The following is a 17,828-nucleotide window of genomic DNA, read 5'->3' on the forward strand; positions in this document are numbered from 1 at the left end:
ACATGGGAAAGGGACACAAGGGCGACTACCGCTGGCTGCTGCCGGGGGTCGTGCTCGGCGCCGACGACGACAGCAGGCCCGTGCGCCGCAGCACGCGCGACTGGATCGTCGACATCGTCATGTTCCTGCTCGCCGCCGCCGCGACCTGGGTGACGGTCGAGACCGGGCTCGACGACTACTACACCGCGCCGCTGGCCGGGGTCGAGCAGGGCGTGGGCGCGCTGGCGTGCGCTGCGGTGTGGTCGCGGCGCAGGTGGCCGACGCAGCTCGCGGTGGCGGTCGCGGTGATCGGCACGTTCTCGATGGCGGTCGCGGGCGTCGGGGCCATCGCCCTGTTCACGGTCGCGGTCCATCGGCCCTTCAAGGTCGCCGGGCCGATCCTCGCGCTGTATCTGCTGACGCTCGCGCCCTATCTGCTGATGCATCCCGATCCCGAGCTGCCGTACTGGGGCGCCTACCTGGTGGGCGCGTCGCTGAACCTGATGTTCTTCGCCTGGGCCATGTTCGTACGGGCGCGCAGGCAGCTGGTGTTCTCGCTGCGCAGGCAGGCCGAGCTCAGCGCGCAGGAGGCGGCGGGCGAGGCCAGACGGCTCGAACGCGAGCGCATCGCCCGCGAGATGCACGACGTGCTGGCCCACCGCATCTCGCTGCTCAGTCTGCACGCCGGGGCGCTGGAGTTCAGGCCGGACGCGCCCGCCGACGAGATCGCCAGGGCGGCGGGCGCCATCCGCTCCAGCGCGCACCTGGCCCTGCAGGACCTGCGCGAGGTCATCGGCGTCCTGCGCCACACCCCCGACGAGGACCGCCCCGAACGCCCCCAGCCCACGCTCGCCGACCTGGCCGGCCTGGTCGAGGAGTGCCGCCAGGCCGGGGTCGACGTCAGCCTCGACCTGGCGGCGGCGGGCGAGGCGCCCGAGTCGCTCGGCCGCAACGCCTACCGCATCGTTCAGGAGGGGCTCACCAATGCCCGCAAGCACGCGCCGGGAGCGCCGGTCATGGTCATAGTCGCGGGTGAGCCGGGCGAGGGGCTCACGATCGAGGTACGCAACCCGCTGCCCGTCCCGGCGCGCAGGCACGCCGCCCAGCAGGCCCAGCACACGGGCACCCGGGGGCCGAGCGGCATCCCCGGCGCGGGCACCGGGCTCATCGGGCTGACCGAGCGCGCCGAGCTCGCCGGAGGCACGCTGGTGCACGGCGTGGCACCCGACGGGGCCTTCCGGCTGAAGGCGTGGCTACCGTGGTCGCCGTGAGCACTCCGATCCGTGTCGTCATCGTCGACGACGACGCCCTGGTACGCGCCGGGCTTTCGATGATCCTGTCCGGCACCGGCGACATCCTCATCGTCGGCGAGGCGGCCGACGGCGACGAGGTGCCGAGGCTGGTGGCCGAGCAGCGTCCCGACGTGGTGCTCATGGACATCCGGATGCCGAGGGTCGACGGCCTGGCCGCGACCGAGGCGCTGCGCGCGAGGACGGGCGCGCCCGAGGTCGTGGTGCTGACCACCTTCCACGCCGACGCCCAGGTGCTGCGCGCCCTGCGGGCGGGAGCCGCCGGATTCCTGCTGAAGGACATCCCGCCCGCCGAACTCGTCGCCTCCATCCGCAAGGTCGCGGCCGGTGAGCCGATCCTGTCGCCCGCCGTGACCAGGCAGCTCATCACGCATGTCGCCGACGGCGGCATGGACGGGCGCAAGGACCGGGCCAAGGCGCTGCTGGCCAGGCTGAGCGAGCGCGAGCGCGAGGTGGCGGTGGCGATCGGCAGGGGCAGGTCCAACGCGGAGATCGGCGGCGAGCTCTACATGAGCGTGGCGACGGTCAAGGCGCACGTCTCGCGCATTCTGACCAAGCTGGAGCTGAACAACCGCGTGCAGATCGCCCTGATCGTGCACGACGGCGGCGGGTGAGGCCGGGCCTTTCCCACGCGTTCGAGGGCTGAAGCCGCCCGCGCCGGGTAGCCGGAGCGCGGGTGTTCGCGGTTGTTCGAGAGTGTCACGGCCGTTCCCGGGAAATGTCGTATATCAGCAGGCAACTGCCTGTCATGTCACCGGTAACGCAGGGCAGCGACACGGACACGTCTGCGGCAGCCGTACCCTTGTCGTGAACGACAGGACTCGAAGGGTGGCCACAGGGATGAGCTCAGCGGGTGAAGGCCTGTCCCGCCCGCTCCCCGAGCAGGTGCGGATGAACGTCGTCGACCTCGCGGCCCAGGTCCTCGGCTCGATGCCCGCCGCCGCCGTGCCGCCGCCGCTGCGCGGGATCGCCAAGTTCGACCCGCGCAAACGCGCCAAGCTCGGCAGCGCGCCGATCGCCGCCCAGCTGGAGAACGACAAGGACTTCCGCGAGGCCGTCGCCGAGATGATCAGGGCGGGCTGGCCCGAGCTGGCCACCAGCCTGTCCGAAGGCGCGGTCCCGCCCGCCGCCGACCCGGTGCTGGTCGCCGCCGCTGCCTATCTCACCAGGCCGCCCGGCTGGGTGGACATGGTGGAGACGGCACGCGCCGACCTGGAGCAGGTCGCCGCCGCGGCCGAGGGCTCGGCGCACGAGCAGACCGCGGTCAGGCTGCGCGAGCAGCTCGCCGCGCAGAAGACCGCGGCCAAGGAGGAGGCCGAGCGGCTCAGGGAGCAGCTCAAGGCCGCCCGCTCGGAGAACTCCGACCTGCGCCGCAAACTGCACGACGCCCGCGAGCGCGCCAAGGCCGCCGAGCGCAGGGCCGCCGACGTGGAGCAGTCGGCCGAGGACGTCAAGGCCGCCGCCGCCTCGGCGGGCAGCGCGGGCGAGAGCGAACTGCGCCGGTTGCGCGAGCGCGTGGCCGACGCCGAGCGCCAGCTGGAGCTCACCCGCAGGGCCGCGCGCGAGGGCAGGAGCATCGAGGACGCCCGTGTCCGCGTGCTGCTCGACGCCCTCCAGGACGCCGCCTCCGGCCTGCGCAGAGAGCTCGCCCTGCCCTCGACGATCAGCAAACCCGCCGACTCGGTCGCGGCCGTCGCCCCCGGCGCGCCCTCGGTCGCGGCCAGGGCGCTGGCCGACGACGACCCCGCCCTGCTCGACCAGATCATGGCGCTGCCGCAGGTGCACGTCATCATCGACGGCTACAACGTCACCAAGTCCGGCTACGGCACGCTCACCCTCGCCGACCAGCGCACCCGGCTGATGACCAGCCTCGGCGGCCTGGTCGCCCAGACCAGGGTCGAGGTGACCGTGGTCTTCGACGGCGCCGAGCTCAACTCGCCCGTGCAGGTCGTGGCGCCGCGCGGGGTCAGGGTGATGTTCAGCGCGCCGGGCGAGATCGCCGACGACCTCATCCGCCAGCTCGTCCGGGCCGAACCTCCGGGTCGCGCGCTGGCCGTGGTGTCCTCCGACCGGGAGGTGGCCGAGTCCGTGCGCCGCATGGGCGCGCGTCCGGTGCCCTCCTCGCTGCTGCTGCGCCGCCTCGGCCGGGCGTGATCGCTGCGATTGGTCGCGCATCGATGACAATCGCCAAGAAAAGGTGAGCTGGGCCTTACCCTTTCTGTACTATTTCGCCCCAGGTCCATTCCCCTGGGAGGCGTTGCGGTGAGGTTTGGTCGGGCACCTTTGGCGGCAGGGGTCGCGATCGGCGTCCTCGTCATCGCGCCGGGAGGCGCCGTGGCCGAGCCCAGGCCGACGATCGCGCAGGCGAAGGCCAAGCTGGCCAAGCTCAACGAGGAGGCCGACAAGGTCGTCGACCGCTACAACCTCTCCGGCGAGCGCTTCAAGAAGGCCAAGAAGGCCTACGCCAAGCTCAACGACTCCTACAAGCGCAAGGCCGCGACGGTGGCCGACCTGCGCACGCAACTCGTCGACATCGCGACGCAGAACTACACGCTGGGCGACGTCACCCGATGGCCCGCGATGCTCGGCAACGCCGATCCCGCCAGCATGCTGAGCGGCCTGGCCGTCGTCGGCCAGATGTCGGCCGAACGCGCCCAGAAGCTGGCCGTCTTCGACAGCGAGAACAAGACCCTGCTGCAGGAGCGCGACAAGGCCAAGGCGGCACTCGGCACCGCCGAGGACAACCGCGAGGAGCTGGAGCGCGAGCGCGCCAAGGTGCTCAAGCTCGTCGCCCAGCAGAAGAAGCTCCTCGACCGGCTCGGCGCCTACCGCGCCGGAGACCCCAACAGCCCCGGCATCAAGTACACCGGCCCCGCGTCGGGCAACGGCGCCGCCGTCCTGCGCTTCGCCTTCGCCCAGGTGGGCAAGCCGTACCGGTACGGCGGGACGGGGCCCGGCGGCTGGGACTGCTCCGGGCTGACCCAGGCGTCGTGGCGTGCCGCAGGCGTGAGCCTGCCGCGTACGACGTGGGAGCAGTGGAGCTGGGGCGCCCGCCGCAAGGTGGACCTGAACTCCCTGCAGCCCGGCGATCTCATCTTCAGCGAGGGCCTCGGCCACGTCAGCATCTACGCGGGCGACGGCAAGATCGTCCACGCCCCCCAGACGGGCGACGTGGTGAAGGTCGTCCCCCTGTCCTCCTACGGCAGACGCCTGGTCGGCGCGATCAGGCCCTGACGGGCTCACCTGTCCCGTACGAGCACCAGGACGTCGTCGCCCTCTTCCGGCGAGCCGTGGGCCAGGGCGATCAGGGACGCGTGCGCGGGTCTGGGCCTCGCCCGGGTGCGGGGGTGGCCGTCGAGCGCGGTCATCGCGGCCGTCATGCACATCGCGGCCACACCGAGCGTCTCGCGGTCGAGCGGCCGGACTCGTTCGAGGATCGGCTCGGCGAGCGTCCTCGCGTGCTGGGCGAGCGCGCGAGCGTCCGGCGAGAGGTCGTACGGCAGGCGCCGCAGCTGCTCCACGACGTCGTCCGCGAGTGGTTCGCCTTCCTGGACGAGGCCGGCGACGACCTCGCGCAGACGGCCGAACGGGGCGGCGGCATGGCCGGGGCAGGCCTTCGACAGTGCCTGGAAGGCGACAACGCGCGGCGGGAGCGATGAGGCGAGCTCGGCTCCCAGGCTGCGGGCGAACGAACGCGCCACGGCGGCGCGCGGAAACGACGTCGGCCTGGTGAGGTGGGCCGGGAGCCGAAGGCCACCGCTGGAGGCGGGGTCGATCATCGGAACGGCCCCCGACTCGATCAGGCTGTCCAGGACGCCCGATCGAATCCCGTCGAAGTCCGCGTCCGAGATGGTCGGCGGAGGTAGAAAGGGGCTGCGTGTGTATCGAAAGCGGGACGTGCCCCGGTTGAGGTCGTTGGCCAGCGCTGCGGCGCCTGCCCTGAGACTCGACAGGTCGACGTCATCGGGCCGGTAGGGGGCGAGGCCCGCTCCCAGCTCGGACGTCCTCCTGCCTGACCCCTCTCGTCCACAGGGTGAGCCCCGAGGGCACGGCGACCGCGTTCAGGGCCTCGACCTCCTCGGGCGCGGGCAGCCGGTAGCTCCACGCGTTGTCGCAGACGCGGTTGAGCCACTGCACGAAGCGCCGGACGTCGGACGCCCACCACCCGGTCGCTGGGGTGTGGGGCTCGCCTGGGAGGGCGGGCACATGATGGCGGGACGCGGGTCCGCGTTCGTGCTCGGCGAAGGCGTTCCAGAGGGCGACGGGGACGGGAGAGGCGTAGGCGAGCGTGTCCCGCAGCCACACGACGTCGCGCAGGCTGCGCGAGGCGATGACGGCCATGGAGAGGATGGCGTCGAGCCGCGCACGGGTGCCCGGCTGCAGTTGGCGGGCCTCGTCGGCGCACTGGAAGGCGAGGGTGAGCGCGGCGACCATGCCCGAGCTCAGACAGGCCGCGACGAGGTCGGTGGCGTCCGCCCGGACAGTGGCGGCAGTCTGAAGGACCAGGTCATCGCCACCCGCGCCGAGCTGCAAGCGCTCGCGCGGCGTCAACCACCCCAGGGGATAACCCATGGCCATCGACATCGCGACCCGGGACGGGAGGTGAGGCGCTACGGGGCGCTGACGTCGGGCAGGTAGGCGATGGCGGCGACGCCGAGCTTCGCGCGAGGGACGAGCGGGCGGAGGCCGCGCTCCAGGTCCCACGTGGCCACCAGGATGTGGTCGCGGGCGGTGGCGATGGGTCGCTGGCCTGTGGCGTCGCATGGTTCCCAGCCGCCGTTGAGCCAGGCCGTGGCGTCGAAGACAAATGCGCCACGCATGCGCCTCCAGTCGGTTTCGGCCAGCAGCCAGGCATCGCCGCCGTTGGCGATTGCGAGCTCTCGCTTCGGAGTTTCATGCAGGCTGATGGTTCCGTCGGCGTGGATCGGCGCTCGCCGAACGCGCATGCTTCTGTGCGGTCCCCATCCGGCAGGCAGGCCGGGTACTGCGGGGCATCGGTTGGCGGGGACGGTCCAGTGCCGCTCCAGCGCGGACCAGACCGAGCCGTAGCCGCTGGGCATCCATCCGATGCGTGCTCCACATGCTGAGCAGCGCGAGACCCTGGTCGGCATGCTCATCGGCGCCGCGTGGTGTGGATGATCTCCGCCTGTCGGTCGAGCGCTCTGCCGAGACGGGCGGCGTCCGGGCGTCCGATCATCGCGTACACGCCTGCCGCCTTCTGGGCGGGCGTGGGTTCGCTGTTCTTGATCGCCCACCACATGCCGCTGGCTTGGACGATGCGCCAGGCGGGATAGGTGGTGCCGAGGGCGTCGAGCTGGCGCGCATACAGCGATTCGGTGGCGGGCCAGGTAAGAGGTGTGCGCATCTTGGGGGCTCCACGACGGATTCGTCTTTGACCGGGGTGTGGTCGTACGGCCTGCGCGCCGCACGACCACACCCCGAAGGCCCCCTCGCGCGAGGGGGCTCTGCGGCGCGGCGGCCTTTACGCCTGGGAGCGCTGGCCGCCGCGCCTGCTCATGGGTGGCGCCGCCCGATGCGGCCAACGCCGCCGAGGATGCACCAAGGGCCGACCAGGCTCACACTGGGCGGCTCATCACGCCAGGCGAACACCTCGGTCACGCCTGGCTCCAGCTGGTCCAGGCCGTCGAAGAGTGCCCCGATCTCCAAGCTGGGCCGCGGGGAGAGCATCTGACCGCGCTCGCCATACAGCCGGACCACAGCGTGCCGGGTGGGCAGAGGCAGGTCGTCATCGCACAACGCCGACATGGCGAGCATGCTGCCGGAGGGCAGATGTGTGTGCAGTGCCTGAAGGATTTGCGCGGGCCGCGGGTCCGGTAGGTACTGCAGCATGCCGACCAGCAACACACCGACCGGCTGCGACAGGTCGAGAAGCACGGCGGCGGCGTGGTCTTGCAGTACGGCAAGCGGGTCGTGGTCAGGAGCGTCGACGACACTCACTCCTACACCCGTGATCTGGGTACGGGCGTGGATGGCCGCCAGAGGGTCAGCTACGGCGTAGACGACGAGTCCTCCTCGCGGGCGATGTGGTGTGGGCGGGTCGTCCCTGCGGGGATGCCCATCCCGAAGTCGATAATCTGCCGCACTCCGCACGTCACTATCTCGCGCGTGGCACGGAGGGCGAACGCTTGTTCGGCATGCTCCGAGCTAAGCGCGGAAGGCGCGATATCCAGCAGGGCGTTCGCGAATTCGCGGTCGACGGAACTGTTTTCAGTGCCGCCAAGGAGGGCGTTGCGCATGCGGGGCAGGCTGCCGTCGAGCTGGGTGACCATCCTTGTTCCCTTCACCATGCGAATTTCTGCGGATACGGTTAGCGAACCGCATATCGCCGCAGGTCGGTGTCGAGTCAAGAGCGGCGGAGTGGTGAAAGTGGTGAAAGATCATCTAGCCAGATGGGGCAGAGATGGCGCACACCCGCAATCTCGAACTTGCTGCGGTCATCGCGGAGGCCGGGTTGTCGCATGCCCAAGTAGCGGCAGCGATGACGCGGATCGCCGCCGAGGCGGGAGCTCATGAACTCGTCGGTATCGGCCGCTCGCATGTCACCCACTGGATCAAGGGGTCCCGGCCGTCTGGTCGAGGGCCCGCGATCCTGGCGGAAACCCTGTCGCGTGCCCTCGGACGCCTGGTGACCCTCGGCGAAATCGGCCTAGGGGACACCTCACCGAATCTGCTGGATTGGGGTCAAGATACGCTGACCTCGCTAGCAGACCTTGGGAGAGTCGACGTGGACGCCGACCGTAGAAGAATCCTTGGTTCCGCGGCTTACTCCATTGCCGCACTCACCATTCCCGGCAACGCGTGGTGGGAGGAGTTGTCGCAGCGTGGGCGCGCACGGCAGGCGAGCTCACGTCTGGTGGGGGCGCAGGATCTCGAAGCGGTTCAGGACATGGTGGCGCTCTTCTCGCGTGTGGATCAGCGGCGGGGAGGCGGGCACGCACGAACGGCTGTGGTTCAGTACCTTACGGCCGATGTGGCTGGATATCTGCGCGGCTCGTTCGCCGACGACCGCGTACGGCGTGAGATGTTCTCGGCCGCTGCAGAGCTGGCCTACCTGTCGGGCTGGATGAGCTTCGATGCGTCGGAGCACTCCGTCGCAGCCCACTACTTTCAGACGGCGCTCAAGTTGGCCGCCGAGGCGGACGATGCGCCGATGGCCGCGCATGTCCTGCGGGCGATGGCCCATCAAGCTTTGGACCTAGGACACTTCGCGCACGCGCTACATCTAGCGGAAGCCTCGACGAGCGGGCGCCGATACGCGGCTGCCTGTCCGAGGGAGCGCGCCCTCCTCAGTGTGGTCCACGCCCGAGCGCTCGCTGCGACCGGCCGTCGCGACGCGGCGTCGTCGGCGCTGCTGCGCGCCGAGGATGATCTGTCTGCCGCCGGACCCGGCGACCGGGAGCCTGGCAGGATCTTCTTCTTCGGGGAAGCAAGCCTTGCGCACGAGACTGCGGCTGCCCTGCGAGACATGGGCGATCTCACTGGAGCAGCGCACCAGTTCCGGCACAGCGTCCGCACACGGAAGGTGACATCGTTCACGCGGACGCACGCGGTCACACTGGGGTACCTGGGGGGCGTCCAGGCCAGCATGCATGACCTGGAGGAGGCATGCACGACCTGGTCGGCGTCCCTCGACGCGATGAACGGCGTCCGCTCCGGCCGTACCCGGCAGGTCGCGTTGACCATGCGAGCGACACTGTCCCCGTTCCGGCGACGCGGCATTCGCGCGGTCGCGGAGGTTGACGCCCGCGCGGCGGCCTACTTGCCGACGGGAGGCGGATCGCTCGTCGACAGGTAAGATCACGCCTCACCCCTGTCGCGGCAGAAGAGGAAGACGCTGATGTCGGAATCGTTCGAGGTCCAAGCCCTTGGTCACGTTGTCGGCGGGAGGGTCGAGCCCACCGATGACTACTGGGGCGGCACGCGCGCCATCATCCGCCTCGACTCCGAACGCTTCACTCCTGAGGCGACCAAGGGCTTGCAGGACTTCTCCCACCTGGAGGTCGTCTTCCGCTTCCACCTCACCGACCCCACCGACCTCAACCTCGGCGCCCGCCGCCCGCGCGACAACCCCGACTGGCCCGAGGTCGGCATCTTTGGTCACCGGAACATGCGCCGCCTCAACTGGCTCGGCGTCTCCCGGTGCCGCCTCATCGAGGTGGACGGCCTGGACCTGCACGTCGAAGAGCTGGACGCCGTCGATGGCACACCTGTTCTCGAAATCAAGCCGTGGTTCGTCGCGTTCGGCCCTCGGGGCGAGATCCACGAGGCGCGATGGACGACAGAGATGCTCGGCGACTATTTCGCGCCGAGCATCTCAGAGCCGGGGCCGTGACGGTACACACGCCGCAAGCGCTGGGCCAGGACTATCGCGCCCCGAGGAGGTCGACGCGCACGCCACCGGAGAACATCGAGTCGTGCAGTTCGATGGAGACCGGCTTCATGTCCCTGGGGACATCGAAGACGACCACGGCTTGCGCTCGCAAGCCGGGGTTCAGCTCCTTCATGAGAGTCTCACTGCGGATAGCCAGGGCTGCGGCCGTGCTCGCCGAGTACTCCCTGCCCTGACCGTCAAACAGCTTCTGTGAGTCCGCGAAGAAGTGCTGCGCCCTGTCCCCGATGTTGGCCACGGTGAGCGTGACAAGGACGAACTTGCCATCCGCCTTCTGGGCCATGAAGCCATCGCCCAGGGACTGTGCCTCGGCCACCTTGGTTACGGTGAACTCGAACTTGCCGTCGCGCACCTTGGCGCCGAGGCCGGCGACCTTCGAGGCTGGTTGTGGCTCCTCGTTCGGTGCGGTCTCCTGTTCCTCGGTGGGGGCGTCCTCCTGTTCGGCGGCTTCCTGTGGCGCAGGTTCGGCGTCCGCCTCGGTCTGCATGGTTCTGCTGGGCGTCGGCGTCGCGGCGACCGCGACGATGACCGCTGTGCAGCTTCCAAGGAGGACGAGGGGTAGGCCAACGATGAGTAGCCAGAAAAGGGCTCCCTTGCCCCGCTTGGGAGGCGGTGGCTGATAGCCGTAGGGCTGCTGGTAGCCGTACGGCTGCTGGGGCTGCTGCGGGTCGTGGCCGTACGGGTAGGTCATGGGGACTCCGGGGAAAGGCGGACGACGAGGCTGGCGCAGGAGGACGCCCCGAACGTCTCCTGGTGTACTGCGAGCGCAAGATGCCCTGAGGCTAGGGGGTGCGAGCCGCACGACCAGGGAAACGCTGGGGATCGCGCTGGTCGCCTGACCGTGCGGCGGCAGGTGCCCCCGCCGATGACTCCTGCTATCGCGTGTCAGGAACGTAACCCGTGACAGGCTGTGTCCCGTTCCACCCCAAACAATCTGGTAGAGATTCCTCTCCCAACGGATGAGGTTTGCACACCCTGCGGCAGGCCTGCGTTCTACCTGGGCTGCTGCCGGGCGTGCTTGACGCCGCTCGCAGTAGCACTACGCCGGGCTTGGGCCCGGCGTGTGGTGAGCGGGTCGTCCCTTGCGCATGAGCTCGTGCATGTTCGGCTTGGTGACGCCGAGGATGCGGGTGATCTCGCCGCCCTTCGTCGGCGGCTCGGGGTTAGGCGCGCAACCTGCAGTCGCGAGGCTCGGCCTGAAGCTCCTCGATGAGCGGGAGGTTGGCAAGATCCGACGCCGCCTGGTCTTCCAGGCGCTTGAAGAACCGGGCGAGGTTGGCGGGCTCCGTGACGCACCTGTCGAGGTCGTCTCGGGCGGCGGGGGGAGGCTGGCCATGGGGCAGGCGCCATCCGTCGATCGAGGATCAGGTTCAACCCGACCAAGGTAGGCCAGAGGCGACGGACGGCCCTTCGGCCTACTCGGCCCGGGTGACGACGCCGACGGTCTCCATGTCGGTCACCGACGCGCGTACCTGGCGTCTGTAGGTCCAGCCGCGGCCCCGGCGCACGCCGTCGGCCGATACCGGCTCCTGGCGTGGGTGGCGAAGGCGGCGGCCAGGGTGAGGAAGCCGAAGGCCAGGTAGGTCCAGTGCCAGCTCAGGCCGCCCGCGCCGAGCGCCTGATCGGTCGCCACACCGCCCGCGACCAGGCCCGCGGCCCCGGCCAGGGTCAGCACCGCACCACGCCACCGTCGCACCGCAGGCCTTCGCCGCCCCAGGGGGCCCGCCCGGTCTCGGCCCTGTGCCCGGAGTCCTACAGGCGACCGGCCAGTAGATCAACCGGAATGCCGTATTTCGCACTGGAACGGTCTAGATCACGGCTGACAAAGGTAAAGAATTTCGGCCGATAAATGTGATGTATGCGACATGACTAAGCGCCTGAGCTGCGGAATGTGACCAGTGTCACATTACCTTCCGGGAACCCCTCATTAATCAGGGGTTCCGTTCTTAACACACGCCTTTATTGGATCTTTACACTTGACTTTGGCTTTGCCGGGTCCTGGGAGGCGAGGTACCTTCTGGCACCGCGGCGCTCAAAGCCATGACGTCGCAGCGAAACTCCGCAGGTCATCGCCGCTCGTGGCATCCATGCCCCACCCCAACAGGTGGGGGCGGTGGCCCGCCGAATCCGTGCAGCCAGGCGCACGGAGCCGGGGAACCAATCGATCCCATCCCCATGGGATCAGGGGTGAATCAGCGCATTACGCGCCGTAGGGCGACTTCCACGCCCGAATCCGTCAGCTAACCCGGTAGGCATTCGTGGAAGCCCCAAGGAGACAAACCCTGTCCACCTCCCAGCTCCATCCTCGTCTGTCCAAGCTCACCCGCGCAGGCCTCGGCACCATGGCGCTCACCCTGAGCGTCTCGGCCGGGTCGATCGCCCTGCAGGGCACCGCGGCGCAGGCGGCGACGACGACAACGGCGGTCAGCGCCACGATGACCAAGGCGAGCACCACGGCCAAGGTCACCACGGCGAGCACCACGAGCAAGGCCGCCAAGCAGAGGGCCAAGGCCGCTCGGGCGGTCACCGTGGCCAAGAAGCAGATCGGGGACCCGTACCGGTGGGGCGCCACCGGACCCGGATCCTTCGACTGCTCGGGCCTGGTCCAGTTCGCCTGGCGCAAGGCGGGGGTCACCATCCCGCGCGTCACGCACAGCCAGTACTCGCAGATCAAGAAGAAGGTCTCCTGGGCCAACCTCCAGCCCGGCGACCTGATGTTCTTCCGAGGCCGCGGGCACGTCGGCATGTACATCGGCAACGGCAAGATGGTGCACGCCCCGAGCACCGGCAAGACCGTCCGGATCGAGAAGCTGAACGGCTACCGCAAGTCGTCGTTCGCGGGCGCGGTCCGTCCCGGCATCTAGCCGATCATCCCTCTGAGAATCCACCCGCCTCTGGGTGATTCCTCGCGAAAGCCCCGTCCATCCCCCTGGGACGGGGCTTTCGCATGTCCGGGTTAGGGTCGGATGCCATGCAGCCGCCGCCCGTTCGCCGCCGAGCCGCGCTCGCCGCACTGGCGGCGGGCCTGCTGCTGGCCGCCGGGCCCGGCCGGGCCGCAACGGGCGGCGCGGTCATGGTGGAGGAGCTGCGCACCCTGTGGCCGGACGGCGCGCACGTGGTCAGGGGCGAGCGCGCGCTGGTCGTGGGCCATGGAGCCGATCCCGCCCTGCTCGCCGACATCGCACGCCGGGCTGCGGTGGCCAGGAAGGCCGTGGCGGGCGTTCTGGGGGAGCGGTCGGGTGAGGCCCTCGTGGTCGTGCCGGGCGGCGACGACGAGGCCGCCGAGGTGATCGGCAGCACGCCCGGCGCGCTCGCCGGACTCGCGGCCGTGGCCGACCGCGGCCGTGTGGTCGTGGTGCCCGGCGGGTTCGGGCGGCTGAACGGCGTGGGGCGCGACGTCGTCCTGGCCCACGAGCTCACCCACGTGGCGGCGGGCACGGCCGGGGTGCCGGTGTGGCTGCGCGAGGGGTTCGCCGACTACGTCGCCTACCGGGGCTCGGGCCTGGCCGTCGCGCTCGCCGCCGCCGAACTGGCTGCCGAGACCGCCGCGGGCCGATGGCCGGACGCGCTCCCGCGCGACGCCGACTTCGGCGCCGGAGCCGTACGGCGGGCCCAGGCCTACCAGGAGGCGTGGCTGGCGTGCCGCGCCTACGCGGAGCGGTTCGGCGTACGCGGGCTGGTGAGGCTCTACCGTGATGTCCAGCGGCATGGGCTCGATCGGGCGTTGTCGGCGGCCGGGCTCGACCCGGAGGGGCTGACCGCGCTGTGGCTGGACCACATGCGCGAGGCACTGGCGGCGTGAGGCCTTTGGGGGGATCCGAGTGAGCGAGGAGCAGGGCGCGGACGGGGCGCGGCGGCTCGGTGGTGGGCGGCGGGCGGCCGGGGTCGCGCTGGGGGGGCTCGGGGCGGTGATCGTGGGGGTGGTGGCGTTCACGACGCCCTGGCGTGCGTTGCCCGCCGACGCGCCGTATGTCGCGCCGGACCCGGCCCGTGACTTCACCGCCGCGCAGATCGCCAGGTCCCAGGCCTTCGACGCGGCCGTGAGCGCGCCCGCCTATCTGTCGCTCGGGCTGACCGTGCTGTTCGCCGGACTGCTGGTGGCCACGCCGCTCGGCGCGAAGGTCGCGGGGCTTGCGCGCGGCCCCTGGTGGCTCAGGGTGATCGTCGGCGTGCTGGCGCTGACCGTGCTGGTGGAGGTCCTGCGCTGGCCGCTGGGCATGTGGTACGAAAGCCAGCTGCGCGAGTTCGGCCTGTCCACGCAGACGTGGGCGAGCTGGAGCGGCGACCGGATCAAGAGCCTGCTCGTCAGGGCGGGGCTGCTGGCGCTGATGGCCGTCGTGGTCGTCGCCCTGGCCAGAAAGGTGCGGCGCTGGTGGATCCCGGCGGCGCTGGGCGCGGCGGCGCTGACCCTCGTCGGCTCGTTCGTGTACCCGGTGGTGTTCGAGCCGCTGTTCAACGACTTCACACCGATGCCCGCCGGACAGCTGCGCACCGACCTGCTGGCCATGGCCGAGCGCGACGGCGTGCCCGTCGAGGACGTGCTCGTCGCCGACGCCTCACGCCGCACGACCGCGCTCAACGCCTATGTGTCCGGCTTCGGCGCCACCCGCAGGATCGTCGTCTACGACACCCTGCTCAAGGCCCCGGCCGACGAGGTCGAGCTGGTCGTGGCGCACGAACTCGGCCACGCGGCCACCGACGACGTCCTGCACGGCACGCTGATCGGCGCGATGGGCGGTGCGTTCGCCGCGGTCCTGCTCTTCCTGCTGATTCCCGCGCTGCGACGGCGCACCGGCGTCGGCTCGGCCGCCGACCCGCTGGCCGTCGGCGTGCTGCTCGGCCTGATGAGCCTGGCCACCGTGCTGTCCGGCCCCGCGCAGAACGTCGTCAGCCGCCACGTCGAGGCCAGGGCCGACGCCCACGCCCTCGACCTGACCAGGGACCCGGCCACCTTCGTCGCCATGCAGAAGCGCCTGGCCACGACCAACGTCTCCGACCTGTCGCCCGACCCGCTGGAGTACGTCCTCTACTCCAGCCACCCGACCGCGCCCCAGCGCATCGCCATGGCCCGCTCCTGGGCCCTGCTGAACGGCCTGCCGGAGCCGTGAGCGCGGCCGAGGGGCACGTCCTCATCGTGACCAACGACTTCCCGCCGAGGCCGGGCGGCATCCAGGCGTTCGTGCACGGCCTGGCCGCCCGCACACCGGGGGCCGTCGTCTACGCCCCTCGGTGGCCGGGCTGCGAGGAGTTCGACGCCGCGCAGCCGTACCCGATCGTGCGGCATCCCACCTCGCTCATGCTGCCCACGCGGGCCGTGGCGCGCAGGGCGGCCGGGCTGGTGGCCGAGTACGGCGCGCGCACGGTGGTGTTCGGCGCGGCGGCGCCGCTCGGCCTGCTCGCGCCCGGCCTGCGCGCGGCGGGCGCCGGGCGCGTGGTCATGCTCACCCACGGCCACGAGGCCGCCTGGGCCGCCCTGCCGGGCTTCAGGACGCTGCTGCGCCGCATCGGCGCGGGCGCCGACGTCGTGACCTACCTGGGCCGCTACACCCGCGCCAGGCTCGCCCCCGTGGTCGGCCCCGACCGCCTGGTACGGCTGGCGCCGGGCGTCGACACCACGATGTTCAGCCCGGACGTCCCGGGACGGGCGTTCAGGCGCAGGTTCGGGATCGGCGAAGGGCCGGTCGTGCTGTGCCTGTCGCGGCTGGTCGCGCGCAAGGGGCAGGACACGCTGATCCGCGCCTGGCCGTCGGTGGAGCGTGTCGCGCCGGGCGCGACGCTGGTGCTGGCGGGCGGCGGCCCCGGAGCCCGGAGGTTGCGGCGCCTGGCCGCCTCGCTGGGCGTGCGGGCGGTGTTCACCGGCACGCTGGCGGCCGGGGAGCTGCCCGCCTGCTACGCCGCCGCCGACGTCTTCGCCATGCCGTGCCGTACCAGGCTCGGCGGGGTGGACGTGGAGGGACTCGGCATCGTCTACCTGGAGGCGTCGGCGACCGGGCTGCCGGTCGTGGCGGGGCGATCGGGCGGCGCGCCCGACGCCGTGCTGCCGGGCGAGACCGGGTTCGTCGTCGACGGGACCTCGCCGCACGAGGTGGCGGCGGCGCTCGCCGAGCTGCTCGGCGATCCCGAGAGGGCGCGCAAGATGGGCGGGCGCGGGCGCGAGTGGATCACCGGCGAATGGGACTGGGACCTGGTCGCCGCCCGCTTCCGCGCCCTGCTCTGAGCGCCGCGCCCTGCTCTGAGCGCCGCGCCCTGCTCCGAGCGCCGCGCGCGCTCAGCCGCCGTAGAGGGCGTCGATCACGTCGGAGAAGTCGCGCATCACCAGATTGCGCTTGACCTTGAGCGTGGGCGTCAGGTGCCCGCTCTCCTCGGTGATGTCGACGGCGAGCACGGTGAACTTCTTGATCTGCTCGGCCTTGGACACCGCGGCGTTGGCCCGGTCGACGGCGCCCTGGACCTCCAGCAGGATCTTCGGGTCCTGGGAGAGGTCGGCCAGCGTCGCGCCCGCCCTGCCGTTGTCGGCCTTCCACTGCTCCAGCGCCTCGACGTCGAGGGTGATCAGCGCGCCGACGAACGGGCGGTCGTCGCCGACGACCATGGCCTGCGAGATCAGCGGGTGCGCCCTGATGGCGTCCTCCATCGGCGCGGGCGCGATGTTCTTGCCCGCCGCCGTGACCAGGAGCTCCTTCTTGCGCCCGGTGATGCTCAGATAGCCGTCGGCGTCCAGGGTGCCGACGTCGCCGGTGTGGTACCAGCCGGACTCGTCGACGGCCTCGGCCGTCGCCTGCTCGTTGTTCCAGTAGCCCTTGAAGACGTGGCGGCCCTTGACCAGCACCTCGCCGTCCTCGGCGATGGCGATCGTGACACCCGGCAGCGGCTTGCCGACCGTGCCGACCTTGTTGGCGCCCGGCATGTTGACCGCCGAAGGCGCCGACGTCTCGGTCAGGCCGTAGCCCTCGAACACCTCGATGCCGACCCCGCGGAAGAAGTGGCCGAGCCGGTCGCCGAGCGCGGAGCCGCCCGACACGGCCGCGGTCAGCCTGCCGCCGGTCGCCGTGCGCAGCTTGGCGTAGACCAGCCGGTCGAACACGGCGTGGCGAAGACGCAGCCCGAGACCGGCGCCGCCCGCGCTCTCCGCCCTGCTCCAGGTGACGGCCACGTCGGCGGCCTTGGCGAAGATCTTGCCCTTGCCTCCGGCGATCGCCTTCTGCTCGGCCCCGTTGTAGACCTTCTCGAACACGCGCGGCACGCCCAGCAGGAACGTCGGCCGGAACGACTGCAGGTCGGGGGCGACGTTCTTCATGTTCGGCGTGTGCGCGAGCACCGCGCCGGTCTCCACGAACACCAGCTGGATGACACGGGCGAAGATGTGGGCCAGCGGCAGGAACAGCAGCGCCGCGGGCTCGTCGGCCGAGAACAGCGGCTCCAGCGGCCCCTGGGCCACGTTGCGCGCGGTGAAGAGCAGGTTGTCGTGGGTGAGGCGGCAGCCCTTCGGCTTGCCGGTCGTGCCCGAGGTGTAGACGATCGTGGCCAGGTCGGCCGAGACCCGGCCGGTGCGGCGCTCGGTCAGCGTCGCGTCGTCGACGCCCGAGCCGTCGAGCCGCTCGTCGACCCGCCACACGTCGGTCAGGGCGGGGGCGTCGCCGCGCACCGACTTGACCGTCTCCTCGTGCGCGTCGAGCTCGACGAAGGCGGCCTTGGCCCCGCTGTCGGACAGGATCCACCGGACCTGGTCGGCCGAGGAGGTCTCGTAGATCGGCACGCTGACCGCGCCCGCAGCCCAGATCGCGTAGTCGATGAGCGTCCACTCGTAACGGGTGCGCGACATCAGCGCCACCCGGTCGCCCGGCTCGATCCCGGCCGCGATCAGCCCCTTGGCCAGCGCGGCGACCTCGTCGCGGAACTCGCCCGCCGTCACCACCGGCCAGGCGTCGCCGACCTTGCGGCGCAGCACGATCGCACCGGGCCGCTGTTCGCCTCGGAGGAACACCGTGTCGGCGCACTGCGCCGTGGACGGGACATCCACCAGTACGGGGACGCTGTACTCGCGCACGGATCCACTCCTCCGGGTGCTCGCATCTTGGGACGGCCTGGACGCTACCGCGTGAAGTTACGCGTGAGTAGATCCGTCACCC

General features: G+C 71.0%; 19 protein-coding genes and 1 riboswitch. Of the genes, 10 read left to right on the forward strand and 9 right to left on the reverse strand.

From position 1 onward, the window contains the following. The first annotated feature begins 2 nt into the window (after positions 1 to 2). The 4 genes from ACTWNK_RS14185 (at position 3) to ACTWNK_RS14200 (ending at position 4,523) form a co-directional block, all read left to right on the forward strand. Positions 3 to 1,250, forward strand: a complete 1,248-nt coding sequence (locus ACTWNK_RS14185; RefSeq protein WP_474304400.1) for a sensor histidine kinase — start codon at positions 3 to 5, stop codon at positions 1,248 to 1,250. Next, positions 1,247 to 1,903, forward strand: a complete 657-nt coding sequence (locus ACTWNK_RS14190) for a response regulator (RefSeq protein WP_474304401.1) — start codon at positions 1,247 to 1,249, stop codon at positions 1,901 to 1,903. The genes ACTWNK_RS14185 and ACTWNK_RS14190 overlap by 4 nt, the downstream gene beginning before the upstream one ends. A gap of 226 nt (positions 1,904 to 2,129) precedes the next feature. Further along, positions 2,130 to 3,443 carry an NYN domain-containing protein gene (locus ACTWNK_RS14195; RefSeq protein WP_474304402.1) on the forward strand — a complete coding sequence of 438 codons (1,314 nt, stop codon included), beginning with the start codon at positions 2,130 to 2,132 and terminating at the stop codon, positions 3,441 to 3,443. Positions 3,444 to 3,572: 129 nt separating this feature from the next. After that, complete coding sequence (locus ACTWNK_RS14200) at positions 3,573 to 4,523, forward strand: C40 family peptidase (protein ID WP_474304403.1); 951 nt, start codon at positions 3,573 to 3,575, stop codon at positions 4,521 to 4,523. A gap of 5 nt (positions 4,524 to 4,528) precedes the next feature. Here the strand turns inward: ACTWNK_RS14200 and ACTWNK_RS14205 are convergent, their stop codons facing one another. From ACTWNK_RS14205 to ACTWNK_RS14230, 6 genes are all read right to left on the reverse strand, one after another. Then, on the reverse strand, positions 4,529 to 5,068 hold the full coding sequence (locus ACTWNK_RS14205) for a hypothetical protein (protein ID WP_474304404.1): 540 nt from the start codon (positions 5,066 to 5,068) through the stop codon (positions 4,529 to 4,531). A 181-nt stretch (positions 5,069 to 5,249) separates the two neighbouring features. Next, a complete protein-coding gene (locus ACTWNK_RS14210; protein ID WP_474304405.1) occupies positions 5,250 to 5,861 on the reverse strand; it encodes a hypothetical protein in 612 nt (203 codons plus the stop codon). A 38-nt stretch (positions 5,862 to 5,899) separates the two neighbouring features. Further along, entirely contained in the window at positions 5,900 to 6,109 is a 210-nt protein-coding gene (locus tag ACTWNK_RS14215) for a hypothetical protein (protein ID WP_474304406.1), read from the reverse strand. Between the two features lie 293 nt (positions 6,110 to 6,402). Continuing rightward, positions 6,403 to 6,654, reverse strand: coding sequence for a hypothetical protein (locus ACTWNK_RS14220; RefSeq protein WP_474304407.1), 252 nt, complete (start codon positions 6,652 to 6,654; stop codon positions 6,403 to 6,405). Positions 6,655 to 6,803: 149 nt separating this feature from the next. Then, positions 6,804 to 7,400 (reverse strand): SAM-dependent methyltransferase, encoded by a 597-nt coding sequence (locus ACTWNK_RS14225; protein ID WP_474304408.1) that lies wholly within the window; start codon positions 7,398 to 7,400, stop codon positions 6,804 to 6,806. Then, the gene (locus ACTWNK_RS14230) at positions 7,298 to 7,579 is read right to left on the reverse strand and encodes an SAM-dependent methyltransferase (protein WP_474304409.1); all 282 of its coding nucleotides are present in this window, start codon (positions 7,577 to 7,579) and stop codon (positions 7,298 to 7,300) included. The genes ACTWNK_RS14225 and ACTWNK_RS14230 overlap by 103 nt, the downstream gene beginning before the upstream one ends. Before the next feature lie 131 nt (positions 7,580 to 7,710). Between ACTWNK_RS14230 and ACTWNK_RS14235 the strand changes: the two genes are divergently transcribed. Continuing rightward, positions 7,711 to 9,105, forward strand: coding sequence for a hypothetical protein (locus ACTWNK_RS14235; protein ID WP_474304410.1), 1,395 nt, complete (start codon positions 7,711 to 7,713; stop codon positions 9,103 to 9,105). Between the two features lie 42 nt (positions 9,106 to 9,147). After that, a complete protein-coding gene (locus ACTWNK_RS14240; RefSeq protein WP_474304411.1) occupies positions 9,148 to 9,642 on the forward strand; it encodes an SAM-dependent methyltransferase in 495 nt (164 codons plus the stop codon). Positions 9,643 to 9,673: 31 nt separating this feature from the next. Here the strand turns inward: ACTWNK_RS14240 and ACTWNK_RS14245 are convergent, their stop codons facing one another. Together ACTWNK_RS14245 and ACTWNK_RS14250 are read right to left on the reverse strand one after the other, a co-directional pair. After that, a complete protein-coding gene (locus ACTWNK_RS14245; RefSeq protein ID WP_474304412.1) occupies positions 9,674 to 10,390 on the reverse strand; it encodes a DUF4352 domain-containing protein in 717 nt (238 codons plus the stop codon). 765 nt (positions 10,391 to 11,155) lie between these two features. Next, complete coding sequence (locus tag ACTWNK_RS14250) at positions 11,156 to 11,395, reverse strand: hypothetical protein (RefSeq protein WP_474304413.1); 240 nt, start codon at positions 11,393 to 11,395, stop codon at positions 11,156 to 11,158. Between the two features lie 413 nt (positions 11,396 to 11,808). Then, a riboswitch (cyclic di-AMP (ydaO/yuaA leader) is annotated at positions 11,809 to 11,969 on the forward strand. Positions 11,970 to 12,041: 72 nt separating this feature from the next. On the opposite strand from ACTWNK_RS14250, the gene ACTWNK_RS14255 reads away from it, so the two are divergent. The 4 genes from ACTWNK_RS14255 to ACTWNK_RS14270 all read left to right on the forward strand — a co-directional run bounded on the left by ACTWNK_RS14255 (position 12,042) and on the right by ACTWNK_RS14270 (position 15,916). After that, on the forward strand, positions 12,042 to 12,563 hold the full coding sequence (locus tag ACTWNK_RS14255) for a C40 family peptidase (RefSeq protein WP_474304414.1): 522 nt from the start codon (positions 12,042 to 12,044) through the stop codon (positions 12,561 to 12,563). Positions 12,564 to 12,670: 107 nt separating this feature from the next. Further along, positions 12,671 to 13,501 (forward strand): hypothetical protein, encoded by an 831-nt coding sequence (locus ACTWNK_RS14260; protein WP_474304415.1) that lies wholly within the window; start codon positions 12,671 to 12,673, stop codon positions 13,499 to 13,501. A gap of 19 nt (positions 13,502 to 13,520) precedes the next feature. Continuing rightward, positions 13,521 to 14,807 carry a M48 family metallopeptidase gene (locus tag ACTWNK_RS14265; RefSeq protein WP_474304416.1) on the forward strand — a complete coding sequence of 429 codons (1,287 nt, stop codon included), beginning with the start codon at positions 13,521 to 13,523 and terminating at the stop codon, positions 14,805 to 14,807. Next, a complete protein-coding gene (locus tag ACTWNK_RS14270; protein ID WP_474304417.1) occupies positions 14,804 to 15,916 on the forward strand; it encodes a glycosyltransferase family 4 protein in 1,113 nt (370 codons plus the stop codon). The genes ACTWNK_RS14265 and ACTWNK_RS14270 overlap by 4 nt, the downstream gene beginning before the upstream one ends. A gap of 51 nt (positions 15,917 to 15,967) precedes the next feature. Here ACTWNK_RS14270 and ACTWNK_RS14275 read toward each other — a convergent pair whose 3' ends face one another. Beyond that, entirely contained in the window at positions 15,968 to 17,746 is a 1,779-nt protein-coding gene (locus ACTWNK_RS14275; protein WP_474304418.1) for an AMP-dependent synthetase/ligase, read from the reverse strand. Positions 17,747 to 17,828: the final 82 nt, after the last annotated feature.

It is taken from the genome of Nonomuraea sp. IBHARD001 (assembly GCF_056106265.1).